The 16,304-nt window shown below is 47.2% G+C and carries 16 protein-coding genes and 1 pseudogene; 5 read left to right on the top strand and 12 right to left on the bottom strand.

Going from position 1 to position 16,304, the window contains the following annotated elements:
* Positions 1–373 precede the first annotated feature (373 nt).
* Entirely contained in the window at positions 374–841 is a 468-nt protein-coding gene (locus tag OIK42_RS09870) for a magnesium-dependent phosphatase-1 (RefSeq protein WP_273640135.1), read from the bottom strand.
* A gap of 264 nt (positions 842–1,105) precedes the next feature.
* Between OIK42_RS09870 and OIK42_RS09865 the strand changes: the two genes are divergently transcribed.
* Positions 1,106–1,897, top strand: a complete 792-nt coding sequence (locus tag OIK42_RS09865) for a DUF432 domain-containing protein (RefSeq protein WP_273640134.1) — start codon at positions 1,106–1,108, stop codon at positions 1,895–1,897.
* A gap of 22 nt (positions 1,898–1,919) precedes the next feature.
* On the top strand, positions 1,920–2,792 hold the full coding sequence (locus OIK42_RS09860; protein WP_273640133.1) for a mechanosensitive ion channel family protein: 873 nt from the start codon (positions 1,920–1,922) through the stop codon (positions 2,790–2,792).
* Positions 2,793–3,200: 408 nt separating this feature from the next.
* Here OIK42_RS09860 and acuI read toward each other — a convergent pair.
* The 5 genes and pseudogenes from acuI to OIK42_RS09835 all read right to left on the bottom strand — a co-directional run bounded on the left by acuI (position 3,201) and on the right by OIK42_RS09835 (position 8,354).
* Positions 3,201–4,184 (bottom strand): annotated as a pseudogene (gene acuI, locus OIK42_RS09855) (acrylyl-CoA reductase (NADPH)).
* A 16-nt stretch (positions 4,185–4,200) separates the two neighbouring features.
* Positions 4,201–4,824: an acrylate utilization transcriptional regulator AcuR gene (gene acuR / locus OIK42_RS09850; protein WP_273640132.1), complete on the bottom strand. Its 624-nt coding sequence runs from the start codon at positions 4,822–4,824 to the stop codon at positions 4,201–4,203.
* A 107-nt stretch (positions 4,825–4,931) separates the two neighbouring features.
* Entirely contained in the window at positions 4,932–5,768 is an 837-nt protein-coding gene (locus OIK42_RS09845; protein ID WP_273640131.1) for a transporter substrate-binding domain-containing protein, read from the bottom strand.
* 208 nt (positions 5,769–5,976) lie between these two features.
* Entirely contained in the window at positions 5,977–6,897 is a 921-nt protein-coding gene (locus tag OIK42_RS09840) for an alpha-E domain-containing protein (RefSeq protein ID WP_273640129.1), read from the bottom strand.
* 2 nt (positions 6,898–6,899) lie between these two features.
* Entirely contained in the window at positions 6,900–8,354 is a 1,455-nt protein-coding gene (locus OIK42_RS09835) for a circularly permuted type 2 ATP-grasp protein (RefSeq protein ID WP_273640127.1), read from the bottom strand.
* A 167-nt stretch (positions 8,355–8,521) separates the two neighbouring features.
* Here OIK42_RS09835 and OIK42_RS09830 point away from each other — a divergent pair, with 167 nt between their 5' ends.
* Positions 8,522–9,280 carry a proteasome-type protease gene (locus OIK42_RS09830; RefSeq protein WP_273640125.1) on the top strand — a complete coding sequence of 253 codons (759 nt, stop codon included), beginning with the start codon at positions 8,522–8,524 and terminating at the stop codon, positions 9,278–9,280.
* Here OIK42_RS09830 and OIK42_RS09825 read toward each other — a convergent pair.
* The 4 genes from OIK42_RS09825 to OIK42_RS09810 form a co-directional block, all read right to left on the bottom strand.
* The gene (locus tag OIK42_RS09825; RefSeq protein ID WP_273640123.1) at positions 9,256–10,329 is read right to left on the bottom strand and encodes a zinc-binding metallopeptidase family protein; all 1,074 of its coding nucleotides are present in this window, start codon (positions 10,327–10,329) and stop codon (positions 9,256–9,258) included. The two genes, OIK42_RS09830 and OIK42_RS09825, sit on opposite strands and share 25 nt — an antisense overlap.
* Positions 10,330–10,503: 174 nt before the next feature.
* Complete coding sequence (locus OIK42_RS09820; RefSeq protein WP_273641483.1) at positions 10,504–10,650, bottom strand: DUF2256 domain-containing protein; 147 nt, start codon at positions 10,648–10,650, stop codon at positions 10,504–10,506.
* Positions 10,643–12,175, bottom strand: coding sequence for a cryptochrome/photolyase family protein (locus OIK42_RS09815; protein ID WP_273640120.1), 1,533 nt, complete (start codon positions 12,173–12,175; stop codon positions 10,643–10,645). Before OIK42_RS09815 ends, OIK42_RS09820 begins: the two co-directional genes overlap by 8 nt.
* A complete protein-coding gene (locus OIK42_RS09810; protein ID WP_273640119.1) occupies positions 12,175–13,614 on the bottom strand; it encodes a cryptochrome/photolyase family protein in 1,440 nt (479 codons plus the stop codon). Before OIK42_RS09810 ends, OIK42_RS09815 begins: the two co-directional genes overlap by 1 nt.
* A gap of 137 nt (positions 13,615–13,751) precedes the next feature.
* On the opposite strand from OIK42_RS09810, the gene OIK42_RS09805 reads away from it, so the two are divergent.
* On the top strand, positions 13,752–15,038 hold the full coding sequence (locus OIK42_RS09805) for a DASH family cryptochrome (protein ID WP_273640118.1): 1,287 nt from the start codon (positions 13,752–13,754) through the stop codon (positions 15,036–15,038).
* Between the two features lie 10 nt (positions 15,039–15,048).
* Here OIK42_RS09805 and OIK42_RS09800 read toward each other — a convergent pair whose 3' ends face one another.
* Positions 15,049–15,306, bottom strand: a complete 258-nt coding sequence (locus tag OIK42_RS09800) for a hypothetical protein (protein ID WP_273640116.1) — start codon at positions 15,304–15,306, stop codon at positions 15,049–15,051.
* 220 nt (positions 15,307–15,526) lie between these two features.
* Between OIK42_RS09800 and fabA the strand changes: the two genes are divergently transcribed.
* Positions 15,527–16,045: a 3-hydroxyacyl-[acyl-carrier-protein] dehydratase FabA gene (gene fabA / locus OIK42_RS09795; RefSeq protein WP_273640115.1), complete on the top strand. Its 519-nt coding sequence runs from the start codon at positions 15,527–15,529 to the stop codon at positions 16,043–16,045.
* A gap of 47 nt (positions 16,046–16,092) precedes the next feature.
* Here fabA and rmf read toward each other — a convergent pair whose 3' ends face one another.
* A complete protein-coding gene (gene rmf, locus OIK42_RS09790; protein WP_273640113.1) occupies positions 16,093–16,269 on the bottom strand; it encodes a ribosome modulation factor in 177 nt (58 codons plus the stop codon).
* Positions 16,270–16,304: the final 35 nt, after the last annotated feature.

Here is a 16,304-nt window from a genome sequence, read left to right as displayed (position 1 = left end):
CAAATGTAAACAATAACCATTATCATTTATTGCGATGATAACTAAGCTCAATGAAGAGCGCTACCCCTGCAAATAAATATTACAAAAGAATTAAATGATTAATTAAGAATGATAAAAGGGCTAATTATTGAATTTATGCAGTTTATGGGCACGAAGAAGTTTCACGGCTGTGATTAAGCAACAAGTAACAGTAGTAACTGTTAACGCTGGTACATTTGCCGCTTCGCGTACCCTAGGCAGTTAAATGCGCTAGCGACGTATTGTTTTCTGACTGTTGTTTCAGGAATCTATTTTCTAGGCGCTATTTACAGTGCTATGGGTCGGCGAAAACCTCCGCATACCGATTGTGCATGTCCATGCTCTTTTGTATGATTCAAATAAGTGACTCGCGAAACAATGTCCAGTTAAGACCTTCGGGCACATGCACCGCTGTTACCCCTAACCTGCTGACTTCCTCAATATTGCGCATTTCATCATCGAAAAACAGCATATCCTGATACTCACATCCAAAGGCTTTTTTCAGAGCCTTAAAATGCGCAACTTTAGAGCCCGGGAAAATCTGTTGCTGATGAAAATAGTGGTCAATATCAAGTAAGCCAAGCAGCGTTTTAGCCCAGTCAGGCTCTGTGGTGCGAGATGCAAGTGCGCAGTGATACTGATTTTCTTTGCAGTAAGCTAATATTCGCGGCACATCATCGTATAAGCGCATATATGCACCGCGGCTGTCGACGATACGGCGTTCACGTTGCACAAACGGCGGCTGGCTGCAGTCTATCCACACGCCGCCGCAATCCCACAAGGTAAAATCCAAATCAAAAACAATGACTTTTTGTGTCTGCATTAACTCACTTCATACGCTTTATTTTCAATAACTTATTTCATAATGTAAGCATGTTGATGCCGACAGTCAATTGCGCCGTCAATTTGAGCCTCGCTTCACCCCCGTAAACAAAGTTGTTACCCTGAATAAATACTTATAGAGCGGTGATTGTCGCACAAAGGGGTCTTTAAACTGTGGGGTCGAACTGTTATCCCCCCCGATAAAACGGGCTCAAACACAAAGAACTGTTAGTATGGATATTCCAACGTTGAGCAATAGTTGCCTATGACAAAATCAAACGAATGGTGGGGTCAATTTACGTTTTCTCCGGATGAGATCAAATGCTGGCGTATCGGCGAGCGATGTATCGCAATTAAGCGCGGCCTGCACGAATGGACAGTTTGGAATAAACAAACGTATCCTGAACAAAGTGAAGTAGTCATCTGTAACTGCGTACAGCCCGATGAGAACTTTGACGATGTGGATTACCAGCGGTTTATGGTGAAACAAACCGGTGACACATTGATTATTGAGCCCTCGTTGGCTGATCGCGCGATGATTGTCAGGCCCAGTAAACCAATTATCGTGATGCCTGATGAAGAAGTCAGGCTCTACGTCAGTACCCCGATGTGGATGACGGTACTGTTGCCTAACCGCGAAGAGCCCATGACCGATATTCCATTCTGGCGCCCTTCCGACTCGTGGTTTGGTTCTTCGACTATGCGTGGTGATATTTGTTATGCCAAATATACCGAAGCTAAGATGGATCGGTCGCGCTTGGAGAATCGCTCTCATCGTGCTTTTACTACCGTAACAATAAAAAATGATCAGGAAGATCCGCTCTCAATACAACGCCTTAATTTACCGGTCCCGGCATTAAAACTGTACATCGACCAAGATCAGCAGTTTTGGACCGAGCAGGTAAACATAGTGCAGCGTACCGAACACTCCAGTCCGGTCTCTCACGTTAAACAAAGTCTGCCAGAAGATCCCCAGAGTATGGTGCTGGTTTCCGAGTCGAGGGAAATGAGCAAGAAACCTTCTTTTTTATCAACCATTAAAAGCCTGGTCGGCTAGGCATTTTTCAGAGGGAGCTTCCATGGAAGAACAAACCGATACACTCACCTTAATGGAGAGGTTTCACTTATTTGATGTTGGCCAGGCTATCATCATTCTTGTGGTGGGCTATTACGTAGCCCGCTTTTTAAGTAACGTAGTTAACCGCTTTAACGTTGCTAACCTCACACCGCATAATCGGGTATTAGTTAAACGCAGTATTTTTTATGGCATCATGCTGCTCATGGTGATGTCGGCGCTCAGAGAGCTGGGTTTTGATCTGAGCGTGATACTGGGCGCCGCGGGAATATTAAGTGTGGCCCTGGGGTTTGCGTCACAAACCTCTGCATCAAATTTAATCAGCGGTTTATTTTTAATGATGGAAAGGCCTTTTTCCATTGGTGACATTATCCGGGTTGAACAAACAACCGGCGAAGTCATCTCTATTGATTTGCTTTCAGTAAAAATTCGTACATTCGATAACCTGTTTGTCCGGGTACCCAATGAGTCGATGATAAAGAGCCAGGTAACCACCCTTACCCGCTTCCCTATTCGCCGTGCTGATCTCAAGATTGGCATTGCTTACAAAGAAGATATCGAGAAAGTAAAAACCATTTTAAATGATGTTGCCGACATCAACCCTTTGTGTCTGAATGAACCTGCTCCGCTATTTATTTTGCTCGGATTTGGCACATCATCGGTTGATATTCAGTTTTCCGTATGGGCGAAGCGGGAGAACTTTCTGCAGCTTAAAAACGAACTCTACCAGCAGATTAAAGAAGCATTCGATGCGCATGACGTGGAAATACCTTTTCCTCATGTCAGCCTGTACAGCGGCGAAGCAACCAAACCGATTCCGGTATCATTACAAGCAGAAAAACCAGCGAATGAGAACAGTCCATCCGGCGATAAGTGAACCACAGGCGCCCCCAATTGCATCTGTATGCTTGGCACTGCAAGCGGGTCATTAGCCTGAATATCAAGCGTCAATTTGGGCTATGAAACAATTGTTTCATGGCCTTTAAAGCCCATCAGCTATTTTTTATCACCCAGGCTAAAAAATCGCACCACCATATAAAATCAATAGCTTGCTGGGTTACGCGTAACCATTTTTACCAATTTTAGTAGTTTTAAACCGCAGAAGTTCGATTCAGGAAATAGAATGATGCCCAATTAAGACTACGCCCAGAAGGCATTTATATGTTCAACTTTCGTTGAATTATTCCTGGTAAATAATGAACTCAGTTCATAGAAACTGTATGTACTGATGCGCTGCGCAGTTGTCCCACTGCACAGCTTAACGTTTAAGCTCTATAGCAACGAACTAGCGATTAACATCAACCACAATTCGGCCCTGAACCTGGCCCGATAAAAAATCCGGGGCAATATCGAGTGCTTCGGATAAGCCCACCAGCTGAGTGATTTTGTCCAGGCTGGCTGCGGGCAAATCATCAATAACTCGCGACCAGGCCCGTTCACGCACCGGCATAGGTTGCGTTACGCTGTTAATGCCCATCAGTTTAACGCCGCGTAATATAAAGGGCGCTACCGTGGCCGGAAAATCCATGCCCTGCGCTAAGCCACAGGCGGCAACGGCCCCTTCTGCCTGGGTGGCCGCACAGGCGTTAGCCAGCGTATGACTGCCAACCGAGTCTACCACTCCGGCCTAGCGCTCTTTGGTTAATGGTCTGCCCGGCTCGCTTAGCGTGTTGCGGTCGATAACGGCTTTGGCGCCAAGTGCTTTTAACGCATCAGCGTGTTCCAGCCGGCCCGTGGAGGCGACGACCTCATAGCCGAGTTTACTGAGAATTAGAATGGCGGTGCTTCCTACCCCGCCGTTAGCACCGGTAACTAAAATTTCTCCTTTATCCGGTGTAATGTTTTGCGATTCCAGCGCTAATACGCATAACATTGCAGTATAACCGGCCGTGCCTACAGCCATTGCATGGGCGCTGGTGAGTCCGGCTGGCATTTTTTGCACATAGTCAGCATGTATTCGTGCCTTTTGTGCAAGACCGCCCCAGTACTGTTCACCCAGGCCCCAACCATTCACCAACACGGCATCACCGACCTTAAATTTATTTGACCTGCTTTCGAGCACTTTTCCGGCCAAATCAATTCCTGCAACCATTGGGAAAGTCCGTACCACCGGACTCTTGCCGGTGATCGCCAGCGCATCTTTATAATTAAGCGTGCTGTACTCAATTGCAATGAGTACATCCTCGTCGGGGAGTACCGATTCATCGAGTTCACGAATATCGGCGCTGTAACCATTGTCATCTTTGCTGACATAGATGGCGTTGAACATAACAAGAGTCCTCTGCTTATTGGGTTGTTGAAAGTTGCTGCATAAATCCATCAGCGAACTTGCGCATAGGCTGTACAGATTGCATGACTTTGGCCGTGAGTATTGCGCCTTCCCAGCCAATCCAAAAAAATTCTGCCTGATTGGTGCTGTTTACTGTAGATGCAATCATACCCAGCGATTTTGCCTGCTCTAAATTTTGCGCAAGCAACGAAGACCAATGTTTTAAACATTGTTCCAAAGGCTGTTTGAAGTGCTCTGAGAGAATTGGCATTTCCTGGCCAAAGTTGCCAATCAGGCAGCCGCGGCTAAAGCGGTACTTTTCTATACCTTCAATCGCTTCGTTAACGAAGGTCATAATGCCATCGAGGGGCGATAGCGGATTCGACGCCAAACAGCGTCTGAGCTTGGCGCAAAAATAATCATCGTAGCGGCCAATTACCTGTAAACCAAAATCATCTTTATTCTTAAAGTAATGATAAAAAGAGCCCTTTGGTACACCTACCCGTTTTAAAATCATGTCAATACCTACGGTATTAAAGCCACGTTCAGTGAGTATTGCCATGCCTGCTAACAATAAGGCCTCTTTAGTATCGTCGAAATTTCTGGCGGTCTTTGGGGGACGCCCGCGCCGTGCCTGCATAATCAAAACCTGTATTTATAGACCGATCGTCTAGAAATTATAGACCGACCGTCTAATAATAAAAGGTAATACTAACAAAAAAACCTATGACATTGAAATTAATAGGGTTATTTGTGGATAAAGTAAGAGTTGTAGGTGTCCAGGATGCGCTTTGACTCTTCGGTTAACGTTGGGTTTTCAAGGTGTATAACCCGCCTGTTCTCCAAAATCGCTTTAGCCTCTATCGCAAATGCGCGGGTATTAAATAACGCTTCCAGGCTGCCATCGGCGAAAGCCAGTTCTAAACCGCGTTTAATTCTGTTGGCAAGCGCCTGGTTTTCTTTGCTAACAAAAAAATAAACGGGCGATGGGTAATACAAGTCGACAGATTTTTCGAGCTCAAGCTGGAGGTCGGGACGGTTGGTTATTTCGTTACGAACTTCAACTACTGAGCGCGGGTAATAATCTGCCATGCCAGTATCAATAAGCTTGAACGTCATGCTAAACGGCACCTCTTCAACCGTTAACTGACTATTGCGTAATGCGTCGGTGTCGGGCCATCCGATCCCCTGCACTGCGACTAACTGCTTCAGCGCATCTAGCTCTATATCAGCAAACTGTTGCGTTGAGTCGGGGTGAATAATAAATACACGGTAACCCAGCAGACCGCGCATAAGCGGAAAATACACCGCCAGGTTTTCCTGTTCTCGTTCTGCTGAAGCAACAGCCCAGGTAACATCAGTACTGCCCTCTTTCACCTGCCGGAGCAGCCGGTCCTGATTGGCATTATTGGGGTCGGCTTTAATGACAGTAGACGTTTTATTCTGCGCCGTTTTAGCCAGTGCCAGTTTTAATGCTTCAACAAAATAATCGTATATCTCTTTATCTTCGAATACGGCAGCAGGCACTTTTATCACTTTGGGCGACTCTGCTGTATCGTATTGTGCCCTAACGGACCCAGCCATTACCCCTATACTTATCAGCAACGACAAGCGCAGACATAAAACTACAACAGGAATTACATTGTTCACTACGTGGCAAGCCCCAAAAAAATAGGTTACTTGTATCCTAGTCTCATAAACAACAAAAATAAAACTTTAGTAGTAAAAGGAGGATGAGACTCCGGGCCGATGACACCTGATGGATGCCAGCGCCCGCGAGTATTAATTGAGATTAGAAGTATTGCTCGTTAATGGATTGGTGAATTTTTACAACGCCGAGTTGGATATCATCGATAACTTTGTGTAATCCATCCTGCTCTAATTTCTGAGTATTGAGATTCTGCAATTGCTCAGACAATGCATTGACGTTGTCTTGTATAAGCTCAGAATTAGGCAGCTCTTTAAGGCATTTGCCTATTTGTAACAGGCCATGACTCAGCGAGCGCGGGAACTGTTGATATTTCAGCAGGAATTCCAGCACGTCAGTGCGGTTTATGCGGATACGCATTTCCTGTCGATACATCTGATAGGCAGTAAGTGATTTTAGGACACCCATCCACTGGATGTTTTCAAAGGCGGATTGCTCCTGGGATACACTGGGTAATAGTGACGCTGAGCGCACATCAATAATTCGTGATGTCATATCAATGCGTTCAAGATGCCGGCCCAGGCGCAAAAATGCATAGCCCTCACCACGCAGCATGCTACCGCCAAGTAGTCCGGTAATCGTTTGGTTAGCGCTAATGATCCGCTCTAAACAACTAAACCGGTGCCGGCGGGTTAATACACTCTGGCCATCAGCTTTGGCTGACATGTGTAGGTTATTGATCAGCTCCCATGCTTCGGTGGGGATAATTTCACGAATAATCCGTGCATTTTCCCGCGCCGCAGATAAGCAATTAATAATTGAGCCAGGGTTATTGGTATCGGTGACCATAAACTTGATCACGCTTTTCTCGTCGGGCTCTTTATATTGCTCGTAAAATACATCGCGAAACGAAAGCATGTCTATTATGGGTTCCCAGCCAAGCATAACGTTGCGCGGTAAATCGAGCAGTAAATGGGTGTTTACCTGTATTAAACGGGCCGTGTTCTCGGCGCGCTCTAAATACCGTTCCATCCAGTAAATATGGTTAGCTACTCTGGACAACATAATTATTCGGCCTCCATATCTACAATCCAGGTGTCTTTACTACCACCGCCCTGCGAAGAGTTAACGACAGTTGAGCCACGTCGCATAGCGACCCGGGTTAAACCGCCAGTGGTGACATGTACATCCGTGCCGCTCAGAATAAAGGGCCGTAAGTCGAGGTGACGCGGTTCGGCTTTGTTGCCGATTAACGTTGGCGCCGTCGACAACAACAACATGGGTTGTGCCACGTAATTGCGCGGGTCACGGCGAATCAACCGGACAAACTTATCACACTCGGCTTTACTCGAATGCGGCCCGATCAACATACCATAACCGCCTGATTCATTAGCGGGTTTGACGACCATTTTATCAATATTTTCAATAACGTAATCCCGCTCGTCTTTGTTGACACATTTGTAGGTGGGTACGTTGGGTAACAGCGGCTCTTCGTTCAGATAGAACTTGATGATCTCCGGCACAAAGGCATAGACCACCTTGTCATCCGCCACACCGGCTCCCGGTGCGTTAGCCAGCCCTACGTTGCCTGCTTTCCAGGCACGCATCAGGCCGGGTACGCCGAGCATAGAGTCTTCTCTGAACACTTCCGGATCTAAAAAAGCATCATCGATACGCCGATAAATCACATCTACTCTCGACAAACCGTTAACGGTACGCATGTAAACTACGTCGTCGTCGTCAACCACCAGATCGCTGCCTACAACCAGTTCTGCCCCCATTTGCTGGGCCAGATACGCATGTTCAAAATAGGCAGAGTTATAAATACCCGGTGTTAGCACCACGACTTCGGGTTGTTCAATATCTCGCGGCGATAACTGCGTGAGCATATCGTACAGCTGTGAAGGGTAATCATCGACGGGTAAAATATTGTACTTCTCGAACATGTCAGGGAAAACGCGCTTCATGACATGGCGATTTTCTAACATGTAAGATACGCCGGACGGCACCCGCAGGTTATCCTCGAGTACGTAAACCGTGCCGTTTTGATCTCTGACCAGGTCTGAGCCGCATATGTGCGCCCACACACCATGTTTGGGTTTAATGCCCATACATTCAGGTAAAAAGTTTTTTGAGGCTTCCAGCAGACTCTTAGGCACGATGCCAGCATCAAGAATGCGTTGTTCATTGTAGAGGTCGTCAATAAACATATTGAGCGCTTTTACGCGCTGTTTGAGCCCCTTTTCAACTCGCAGCCATTCTTTTTTGTCGATAATGCGTGGAATGATGTCAAACGGCCAGGCCCGGTCAATAGAGCCCTCTTCTTCGGTATACACGGTAAAGGTTATCCCCATAACGTGTATGGCGGTATTTGCCGCGGTTTTATACTCTTCTATTTCCTGCTCAGTTAAGTTTCTAAGGTATTTACAAATTTCTGCTGCAGCAGGGCGCGGTTTATTGGCGACACGAATAAGTTCGTCGTAAAACTGCCCTACCCGATAATTTCCCCATCTAATTGCCATTTACAATCCTTAGCGTCTTTCTATAACATTCAATACCCATCTAAACGGCTTTCGGACTAAAATGCAATGAAATTAATGACAAATTGATGACAATTTGCTCTGGAAAAATACCTAAAATCAATACATTCTATGTTTATAAAGTGTCTAATTAACCAAGAGAGTCACGAGTGACTTATTGTTTAGCTGTAAAAGTAAATCGCGGTTTAGTGTTAGCGTCAGACTCACGCACCAATGCAGGAGTGGATCATGTCGCCACCTACAGTAAAATGCGCCGCTATTGTTGGCCCGGAGAGCGGGTCTGTGTGCTAATGACCTCAGGCAGTCTGGCTACGTCTCAGGCGGTGCTAAATGCCATCAACCGCGATCTCAATGATCCCGAGGCAGAGTTTGATTTGCGCCAGGGCAAACAACTTTATGAGGTAGCGCAGTATATCGGTAAGCTGAGTCAGCGTGAGCAACAACTGCATGCAAAAGGCATGGAGAAATCCAATACCAGCGCTGAGTCTAACTTTATTCTGGGCGGCCAGATTAATGGCCAGGCAACGGAGATTTTCCATATTTATCCCCAGGGTAACTTTATCAGCGCATCAGAAGATACGCCTTATCTGCAAATTGGCGAAACCAAGTATGGCAAACCCATTCTGGACAGGATTATAGCAAAGTCGACGACCCTCGAAGATGCCGCGCGCTGCGCCCTGGTGTCGCTGGACTCGACGATACGCAGTAATATATCGGTGGGACCACCGATTGAACTGGCAATTTATGAAAATGATAGCCTGGAAGCGCCCTTTCACAATTCCTACTCACTCAACAGTCCAATGTATAAGTCAACCCAAAAGCAATGGACCGACGGTCTGCGCAAGGCGTTCGATCAATTACCGCGATTTGAGTGGGAAAAAAATCAGGATTCTCTGACTAATAAGTGAATAAAATGCAGTTTTTCGCGGGCTGGCGGCGTTAGTACAAACGGATAAGCGTCGTCCAGCCCCATGCTGCGATTCAATGCGTTAAGCAGTGTTGTGAGCTTATCCCAGTCATCTAACAGCGTATCGAAGGTTTTTTCGTTAAAGCTCGGCGAATAAGGATATTCGTCAATTAACGGGTTCGACAGTGTGATGTTTTCAAGGCTTGTCTGGTACTCATGGGCGGTTTCCAGCGTGTCTACCATGTGTAAATAGTGTGCCCATGTTTCGGCCCAGTCTTCCCAGGGATGCATGCTGGCGTAAGCGCTAATACACTGCTGATACCAGTTTTTAGCCGGGCCCTCTGCGTAGTAGCGCTCCAGCGATTTTTGATAGTCCTGGCGCTCATCACCAAATAGCTGCCTGAAGTCATCGAGATGAGCGCTGTTCTTCACCAGTTTATCCCAGTAATAATGGCCCGACTCATGTCTGAAGTGACCAATTAATGTGCGATAACGCTCGTTCATCATTTCGCGCATTTCGAGCCGCTTACTGGCTTCGGCCTCTTTAATATTGATGGTGATCACGCCATCGCTGTGACCGGTGATGACGCTATTTTTAACGGTCAGTTCTCTGCCAAACAGCGCTTCTTCCTGATCTTCCAGAAAACGAAACGACATACCGTCAGGAGCATCACGTTTGCCCACAACCGGTAGCTTCAGTTTATACAGGGTGTAGAGTAAATGGCGTTTTGCCTGCTCCATCCGGAACCACAGGGTTTTGTTGTCGGGTTTTGACTGATCCGGAATGGTATCAGTGAGCGCACAGGCATCGCATAAGGCTTGTTGTTTATCCTGCGGGATGAGCCAGTTACAAATATTCGTGACTGCATAATTACGGCACTGGCGGTACGCACGACCGTTTACCGTGGCAATCCAGTGCCCTTCAGCGTCAATGTCGCAGGAAGAAATCACCTGAGCATCAGACAAAAACCCCACCGGGCGTTGACACGTCAGGCACAGACTATTGGCGAAATATAATGTATTGCCACACTGGCAGGTATATGTTTTCAAATAATAATCTTCTAAATCAAGGACTGCGCAACAGACCGCTGCGCCGCTCTAACCTACACTACTATAGTAGCAAAAGATATCTTTGCTGCGTATTGACAATTTCATTATTTGAGTCCGATTGAGCAATACTCACGACATATCCCGTAAGTTATCAAGCAGCATAACGACTTTCTGTTACGCCTGTTGCTGGCGGTTGCGAGCGCTGCTGCAGCGCCGCGAGCAATATTTCACATCCGGCCAGTTTTTTTGCCACTTTTTACGCCACACAAAGGGCCGCTGGCATACCGGACACACTTTGCTGGGTAATTCTGACTTACGCATCATCAATTGAGGACAGCAGTTGCTGCGCCTGCTCCTGCATTGCCTCAATAGTATCATCGGACATTCGCTCAAGACTCTTGTAGATAAGCCCCATGCGATGATTACCCGTTAGCTTATCGCGGTGTTTAATAATAAAATCCCAGTAAAGATAATTAAACGGGCAGGCATTTTTACCGGTTTTTTTACTCACCGCGTAACCACAGTTTTTGCAGTAGTCAGACATACGGTTAATGTACTGACCACTGGCTACGTAAGGCTTACTGGCCAGTTTGCCGCCGTCGGCAAATAAGATCATACCGCTTACGTTGGGCATTTCTACCCATTCATAAGCGTCGGCATACACCTGCAAATACCAGGCATTAACCGCTTCTGGTGCCAGTCCCGCCAGCAAACTAAAGTTACCCACTACCATCAGGCGTTGAATATGGTGTGCATAGGCATGTTGGCGGGTATCAGTAATGCACTGGCGCATACAATTCATGTTGGTATGCCCGGTCCAGTAAAAGTCGGGAAGCTGACGACTATGCTCAAAATAATTGTCTTTTTGCAGCGTTGGCATACAGTGCCAGTAAAAGCCGCGTACATATTCGCGCCAGCCTAAAATCTGGCGAATAAACCCCTCTACCGCATTCAGTGGTGCATCATCATTAAAGTAGGCCTGCTCGGCGCGTTTCATTACCTCCATCGGCAGCAAAAGCCCGCAGTTAAGATAAAAAGATAAATGCGAATGAAACAACCAGACATTACCCTCGCGCATGGCATCCTGATAATCACCAAACTTACCCAGCCGCTCGGTAATAAATTGTTCCAGTACCTCCAGTGCCTGCTCTCGCGTCACCGCATAGTTAAAATCGACGGCGCTGCCCATATGATCGCTAAAATGATGCTCAACCAGGTCAATGACTTGCTGCGTGATGTTGTCCGGCTTAACCGTGTAAGGTTTGGGCGGCGTAACATCGGCCGGCATCGCCTTGCGATTGTCCTGATCAAAATTCCATTTACCCCCTGCCGGTGAATCCCCTTCCATGAGCAAGCCGGTATAGCGACGCATATCCCGGTAAAAATACTCCATGCGCCACTGCTTGCGACCATCAGCCCAATCTTTAAAATGCTCCAGCGTCGCAATAAAGCGATCGTCATCACGAATCTCAACCGTTAAACCCAGCTGTGACTGCCACTGTTGCATGCTTTTTAGCAGTCGATATTCACCCGGAAAGCTAACCACCACTTTATCGTACTGGTGCTGCTGAGTTGCCAGCTGCACTTCTTTTAACAACGAGCCCTGATTATCACTGTCGTCGTAATGGCGATAAACCACCTTATAGCCATCTTCTTGTAATGCACGGGCAAAGTGGCGCATAGCCGAAAATATCAATACGATTTTCTTTTTGTGGTGCTTTACATAGGTGGCTTCCTCGCGGACCTCGGCAAGTAAAATAGTGTCCTGCTCTTTATTGCAGTCAGACAAACTCGACATTGAAGTGCTGAGCTGATCGCCCATTATTAAACGCAATACACCTGCCATTAATTATCCTTGGTATCAGCAAAAGCATCCAGCGCCCGCTTTCTGCTTTGTTTTAAATCGGCAATTGGTTTGGGGTAATCCTTACCAAGGGTAATGCCGGCTTTCTTCAACACGTCCTGCGGTGCTTCCCAGGGTTTGTGCAGGTATTTGTTGGGAAGGTTGGCAAGCTCCGGACAATAACGCTTCACGTAGTCACCTTGCTTATCAAATTTTTCGCCCTGGAGCACTGGGTTGAAAATACGAAAATATGGCGCGGCATCGGCACCGGAACCGGCAACCCACTGCCAACTGGCAGCATTGCTTGCACGGTCGGCATCAACCAGACAATCCCAGAACCAGCGTTCACCTTTACGCCAGTCAGTCAGTAAGTTTTTAACTAAAAACGACCCTACGACCATGCGCACCCGATTGTGTACGTAGCCGGTTTGCCACAGTTCACGCATTCCCGCATCCACAATGGGAATACCAGTATTGCCCTGGCACCAGGCGGTAAAATCGTCCTGGTCATTACGCCAACGAAACTTATCGAACTGTTTGTTGAAATTCTGGTGGGTGATATCGGGAAAATGAAACAACAAATAGTAGCTGAACTCACGCCAGCCCAGTTCACTTAAAAAGCAGTCAAGATCGCTGCTACCCTGATCGTCAAATGCACTTAACAAGGCATACCACACCTGATTAGGAGATATCTCGCCAAAATGTAAATGCGGCGACAACCGTGACGTACCACTGGCCGACGGAATATCCCGCTGGGTCTTGTAACCCTTGGCAGCCTGCTTAATAAATACGCTTAACTTGTCAGACGCACCGTCTTCGCCAGGTGTCCAGTGGGCAGGAAATTCACTGTCCCAGCTGATATCGGGGAGTAAGTCAGCCGCTTCCAGCGTGTGTTGGCTGGGGCCTGAGTTTGCCTTGGCATCGGTATAGGTTATGCGCTCTGGCGCTCCGGCCGGATAACGCGGTGCCGGGGCCTGCAGACAGCCCTTCCGATAATAAGGGGTGAATACCCGGTACACGCCTCCATCCTGTTTTCTGATGCTCATGGGCTCCCACAATAACGAGGCGTTAAAACTGGCAACCAGACAGTCTTTTTCGCGCAGATCGTGCTTGATTATCTTGTCCCGCTCAATCGCGGCGGGTTCGTAGCACCGGTTCCAGAAAACCGCACTGGCCCCGTACTTATCAACCAGCTCAGGCAACAGTGTTTTTGGATCGCCCGAATAAAACTGTAAGTGGGAATTTAAGCGTTTATTTAACGCTGACAACGAATGGTGCAACCACCATCTGGAGGCGCCACCCGGGCTGTCTTCTTCGTCGAGGGAGGTATCAAATATATAAACGGGAATGATAGTGCCATGATCAACAGCGGCCTGGAGTGCAGGATTATCAACAACGCGTAAATCCTGGCGAAACCAAACGATACAAACAGGCTGGGTCACAATTTAGGTCCTTTATTTTATTTATTCACATAATACGTGCATTAACAAAAATCGATCTGCGTTGTGAGGTATTTCTACCTGCTAAATAAAATCGACAATGGGTTAAACCCAACGCATAGGAAAAGCGTAGAACTGATATGAAAAATACTCAATCAACCGGACTTTCAACCGGACTTTACTGGTTTCGCCACGACCTACGCTTAGACGACCAACCCGCGCTGGCCCGGTTGGCTGCGTGTACCGATCGCGTGATTCTGGTGTATTGCATCGACCCTCACTGGTTTATACCAGACGCCTTTGGCTGTTCCCGCATGGGGATTCACCGGCAGCAGTTTATTTACGAGTCGCTGATTGATTTAAACCGGCAGCTTGAGGGCTATCATCAGAATTTACTGGTTGTGGTGGGTGAACCGGTTAGTCAACTGATGACGCTCATTCAACAATATGATGTCACCGTACTCGGGTTTGGTGAGCATCCGGGCTTTGAAGAGCGTGACCAGATAGACAAGATTAAGCAGCACATCCCCGATCTCACAACCATTAGCGCGCACAACAACAGTTTATTTGAGCCGGAAGTGTTGCCGTTTTCAATTAGCGAAATGCCCGACAAATTTTCGCCTTTTCGTAAAAAAATCGAGAAACATCTCAACCCGCTCAAATCCATTGCCAGGCCGGTAGCTATACCGCCACCCCCCGCTGAGTTGATTCAGACAGACTGGCAGGGATTACCCTTGCATCATGGCTCTGCCTCTTCGTTTAACGGCGGAGAAACCGCCGGGCGCAAGCAGTTACATCATTATTTTTTTGAAAGCCAGGGCATTGCGGATTACAAGTCAACCCGCAACGGTCTGGAGGGGTGGCATTACTCAAGCAAGTTTTCGGCCTGGCTGGCATCCGGTTGCCTGTCGGTAAAATACGTGGTGAGTGAACTGCATAAATTTGAAAAACAGGTCACTGCTAATGAGTCAACCTACTGGTTGTATTTTGAATTACTGTGGCGGGAGTTTTTTTGGTGGTTACAGCGAAAACATGGCAGAGACTGGTTTACTTATGGCGGTTTACAACACTCATCCACAGCTGCACCTAAAGCCGGTGATGCGCTGCATAACTGGCAAAACGGCACCACTGCCAATGCGCACATAAACGCCTGTATGCGTCAGCTCAATGCAACGGGCTATATGTCTAATCGCGGCCGCCAGTGGGTCGCAAGTTATTTAATTAACGAACTCCGGCAGGACTGGCGTTATGGCGCTGCTTATTTTGAACAACAACTGATTGATTACGATGTGGGCGCAAACTGGGGGAACTGGCAATATCTGGCCGGCGTTGGCAGCGACCCCCGTGGCCTCAGGCAATTTAATATTGCCAGGCAAGCGGCCATGTACGATCCGCAGGATAGCTTCAGAAAACTCTGGGCCGGCTAAAGTGGGTGTCCTAGCGCTTATGGTCTTTTAACCATTCGTTAAGTAACTTTACCTGCCCACAACGATAAGCGGCATACATTAAACGCAGTGAGTTGGACAACACCTCGCTGTCACTCCAACCGGTTTTCTCCTGGATTTCTTCATAGCAACTAAGCGCTTCGGGCGATACATATCCCCTCACCTGCTTTTTACCGGCCGCACGCTGGCGGTCTCTGAAGCGCTTTTGTTTATCAGCATTACTGCGGGGCGTTTTTTTCGATTCTGACATAACCTGAGTTTTCTATCCGGGTGTGTTTGTTCAAGGGCATAATGCAGTGTTGCATCAACAAATAACAGTACTGATTGCCCTGTACTGGTGATGTTTTCATCAATCCAGCCTGATATTAATGTAGCATAGCGTAAATCAGTAAAAAAATGACTGTTCAGAGTTGTTTAGCGTACAAGTGTTCGCTAAATTAGCCACGTTTACGAATTTCGATGGGAACAAAATGACAACAAAACAATCAAGCTTCACCAAAGAAGACCTTTTGGCCTGTAGTCGAGGTGAAATGTTCGGCCCGGGCAATAGTCAGTTACCGGCACCCAATATGCTTATGATGGACCGAATTGCTCGTATCACCGAAGATGGCGGCGAGCATAATAAAGGTGAAATTATTGCCGAACTGGATATCACACCTGATTTATGGTTCTTCGATTGTCACTTTCCTGGCGATCCGGTTATGCCCGGGTGTTTAGGCCTGGACGCAATGTGGCAGTTAGTCGGTTTCTTTCTGGGCTGGAGCGGCGGTCCTGGTAAAGGGCGTGCCCTGGGTGTGGGTGAAGTGAAATTTACCGGCCAAATTTTACCGACAGCAAAAAAAGTCACCTATAAAATTCAAATGAAGCGCGTTGTTAAACGTCGTCTTTTTATGGGTCTGGCTGATGGTATTGTTGAGGTTGATGGCCGTGAAATATACGCTGCGAAAGATCTCAAAGTGGGGTTATTCCAGGATACGAGCGCATTTTAATTTTATTCATTAAAAAGCCCCTTTAAGGGGCTTTGACTAAAGAGATGTTATCGAACCACCATTCCTGTTTGGCGGTCCTCCATGGCCTCCCTGTACCCGCCTAACCACTGTGAACGTGTTTCAATCGTTTGAAATGGACATATATCTTTAGAGCGACCGCTAATTCCAGCCTGATAACCTTTAGCGTGGGCACGAGTCAGTTTATCTCTTTTTTGTCTTTTCATTGATTAGCCTCTTTGGTTGGGTTTAACAGTGTCCA

It is taken from the genome of Alteromonas gilva, from assembly GCF_028595265.1.
Taxonomy (GTDB): Bacteria; Pseudomonadota; Gammaproteobacteria; order Enterobacterales; family Alteromonadaceae; genus Alteromonas; species Alteromonas gilva.
Note: the sequence above shows the minus strand (reverse complement) of the source record. Positions and strands in the feature narration are given on the sequence as shown.

Coding starts and splice junctions, on each gene's coding strand:
- OIK42_RS09870 (WP_273640135.1), bottom strand. CDS start 841: ATGCAGACACAAAAAGTCATTGTTTTTGATTTGGATTTTACCTTGTGG.
- OIK42_RS09865 (WP_273640134.1), top strand. CDS start 1,106: ATGACAAAATCAAACGAATGGTGGGGTCAATTTACGTTTTCTCCGGAT.
- OIK42_RS09860 (WP_273640133.1), top strand. CDS start 1,920: ATGGAAGAACAAACCGATACACTCACCTTAATGGAGAGGTTTCACTTA.
- acuR (WP_273640132.1), bottom strand. CDS start 4,824: ATGCAGGCACGGCGCGGGCGTCCCCCAAAGACCGCCAGAAATTTCGAC.
- OIK42_RS09845 (WP_273640131.1), bottom strand. CDS start 5,768: ATGGCTGGGTCCGTTAGGGCACAATACGATACAGCAGAGTCGCCCAAA.
- OIK42_RS09840 (WP_273640129.1), bottom strand. CDS start 6,897: ATGTTGTCCAGAGTAGCTAACCATATTTACTGGATGGAACGGTATTTA.
- OIK42_RS09835 (WP_273640127.1), bottom strand. CDS start 8,354: ATGGCAATTAGATGGGGAAATTATCGGGTAGGGCAGTTTTACGACGAA.
- OIK42_RS09820 (WP_273641483.1), bottom strand. CDS start 10,650: ATGCGTAAGTCAGAATTACCCAGCAAAGTGTGTCCGGTATGCCAGCGG.
- OIK42_RS09815 (WP_273640120.1), bottom strand. CDS start 12,175: ATGGCAGGTGTATTGCGTTTAATAATGGGCGATCAGCTCAGCACTTCA.
- OIK42_RS09805 (WP_273640118.1), top strand. CDS start 13,752: ATGAAAAATACTCAATCAACCGGACTTTCAACCGGACTTTACTGGTTT.
- OIK42_RS09800 (WP_273640116.1), bottom strand. CDS start 15,306: ATGTCAGAATCGAAAAAAACGCCCCGCAGTAATGCTGATAAACAAAAG.
- fabA (WP_273640115.1), top strand. CDS start 15,527: ATGACAACAAAACAATCAAGCTTCACCAAAGAAGACCTTTTGGCCTGT.
- rmf (WP_273640113.1), bottom strand. CDS start 16,269: ATGAAAAGACAAAAAAGAGATAAACTGACTCGTGCCCACGCTAAAGGT.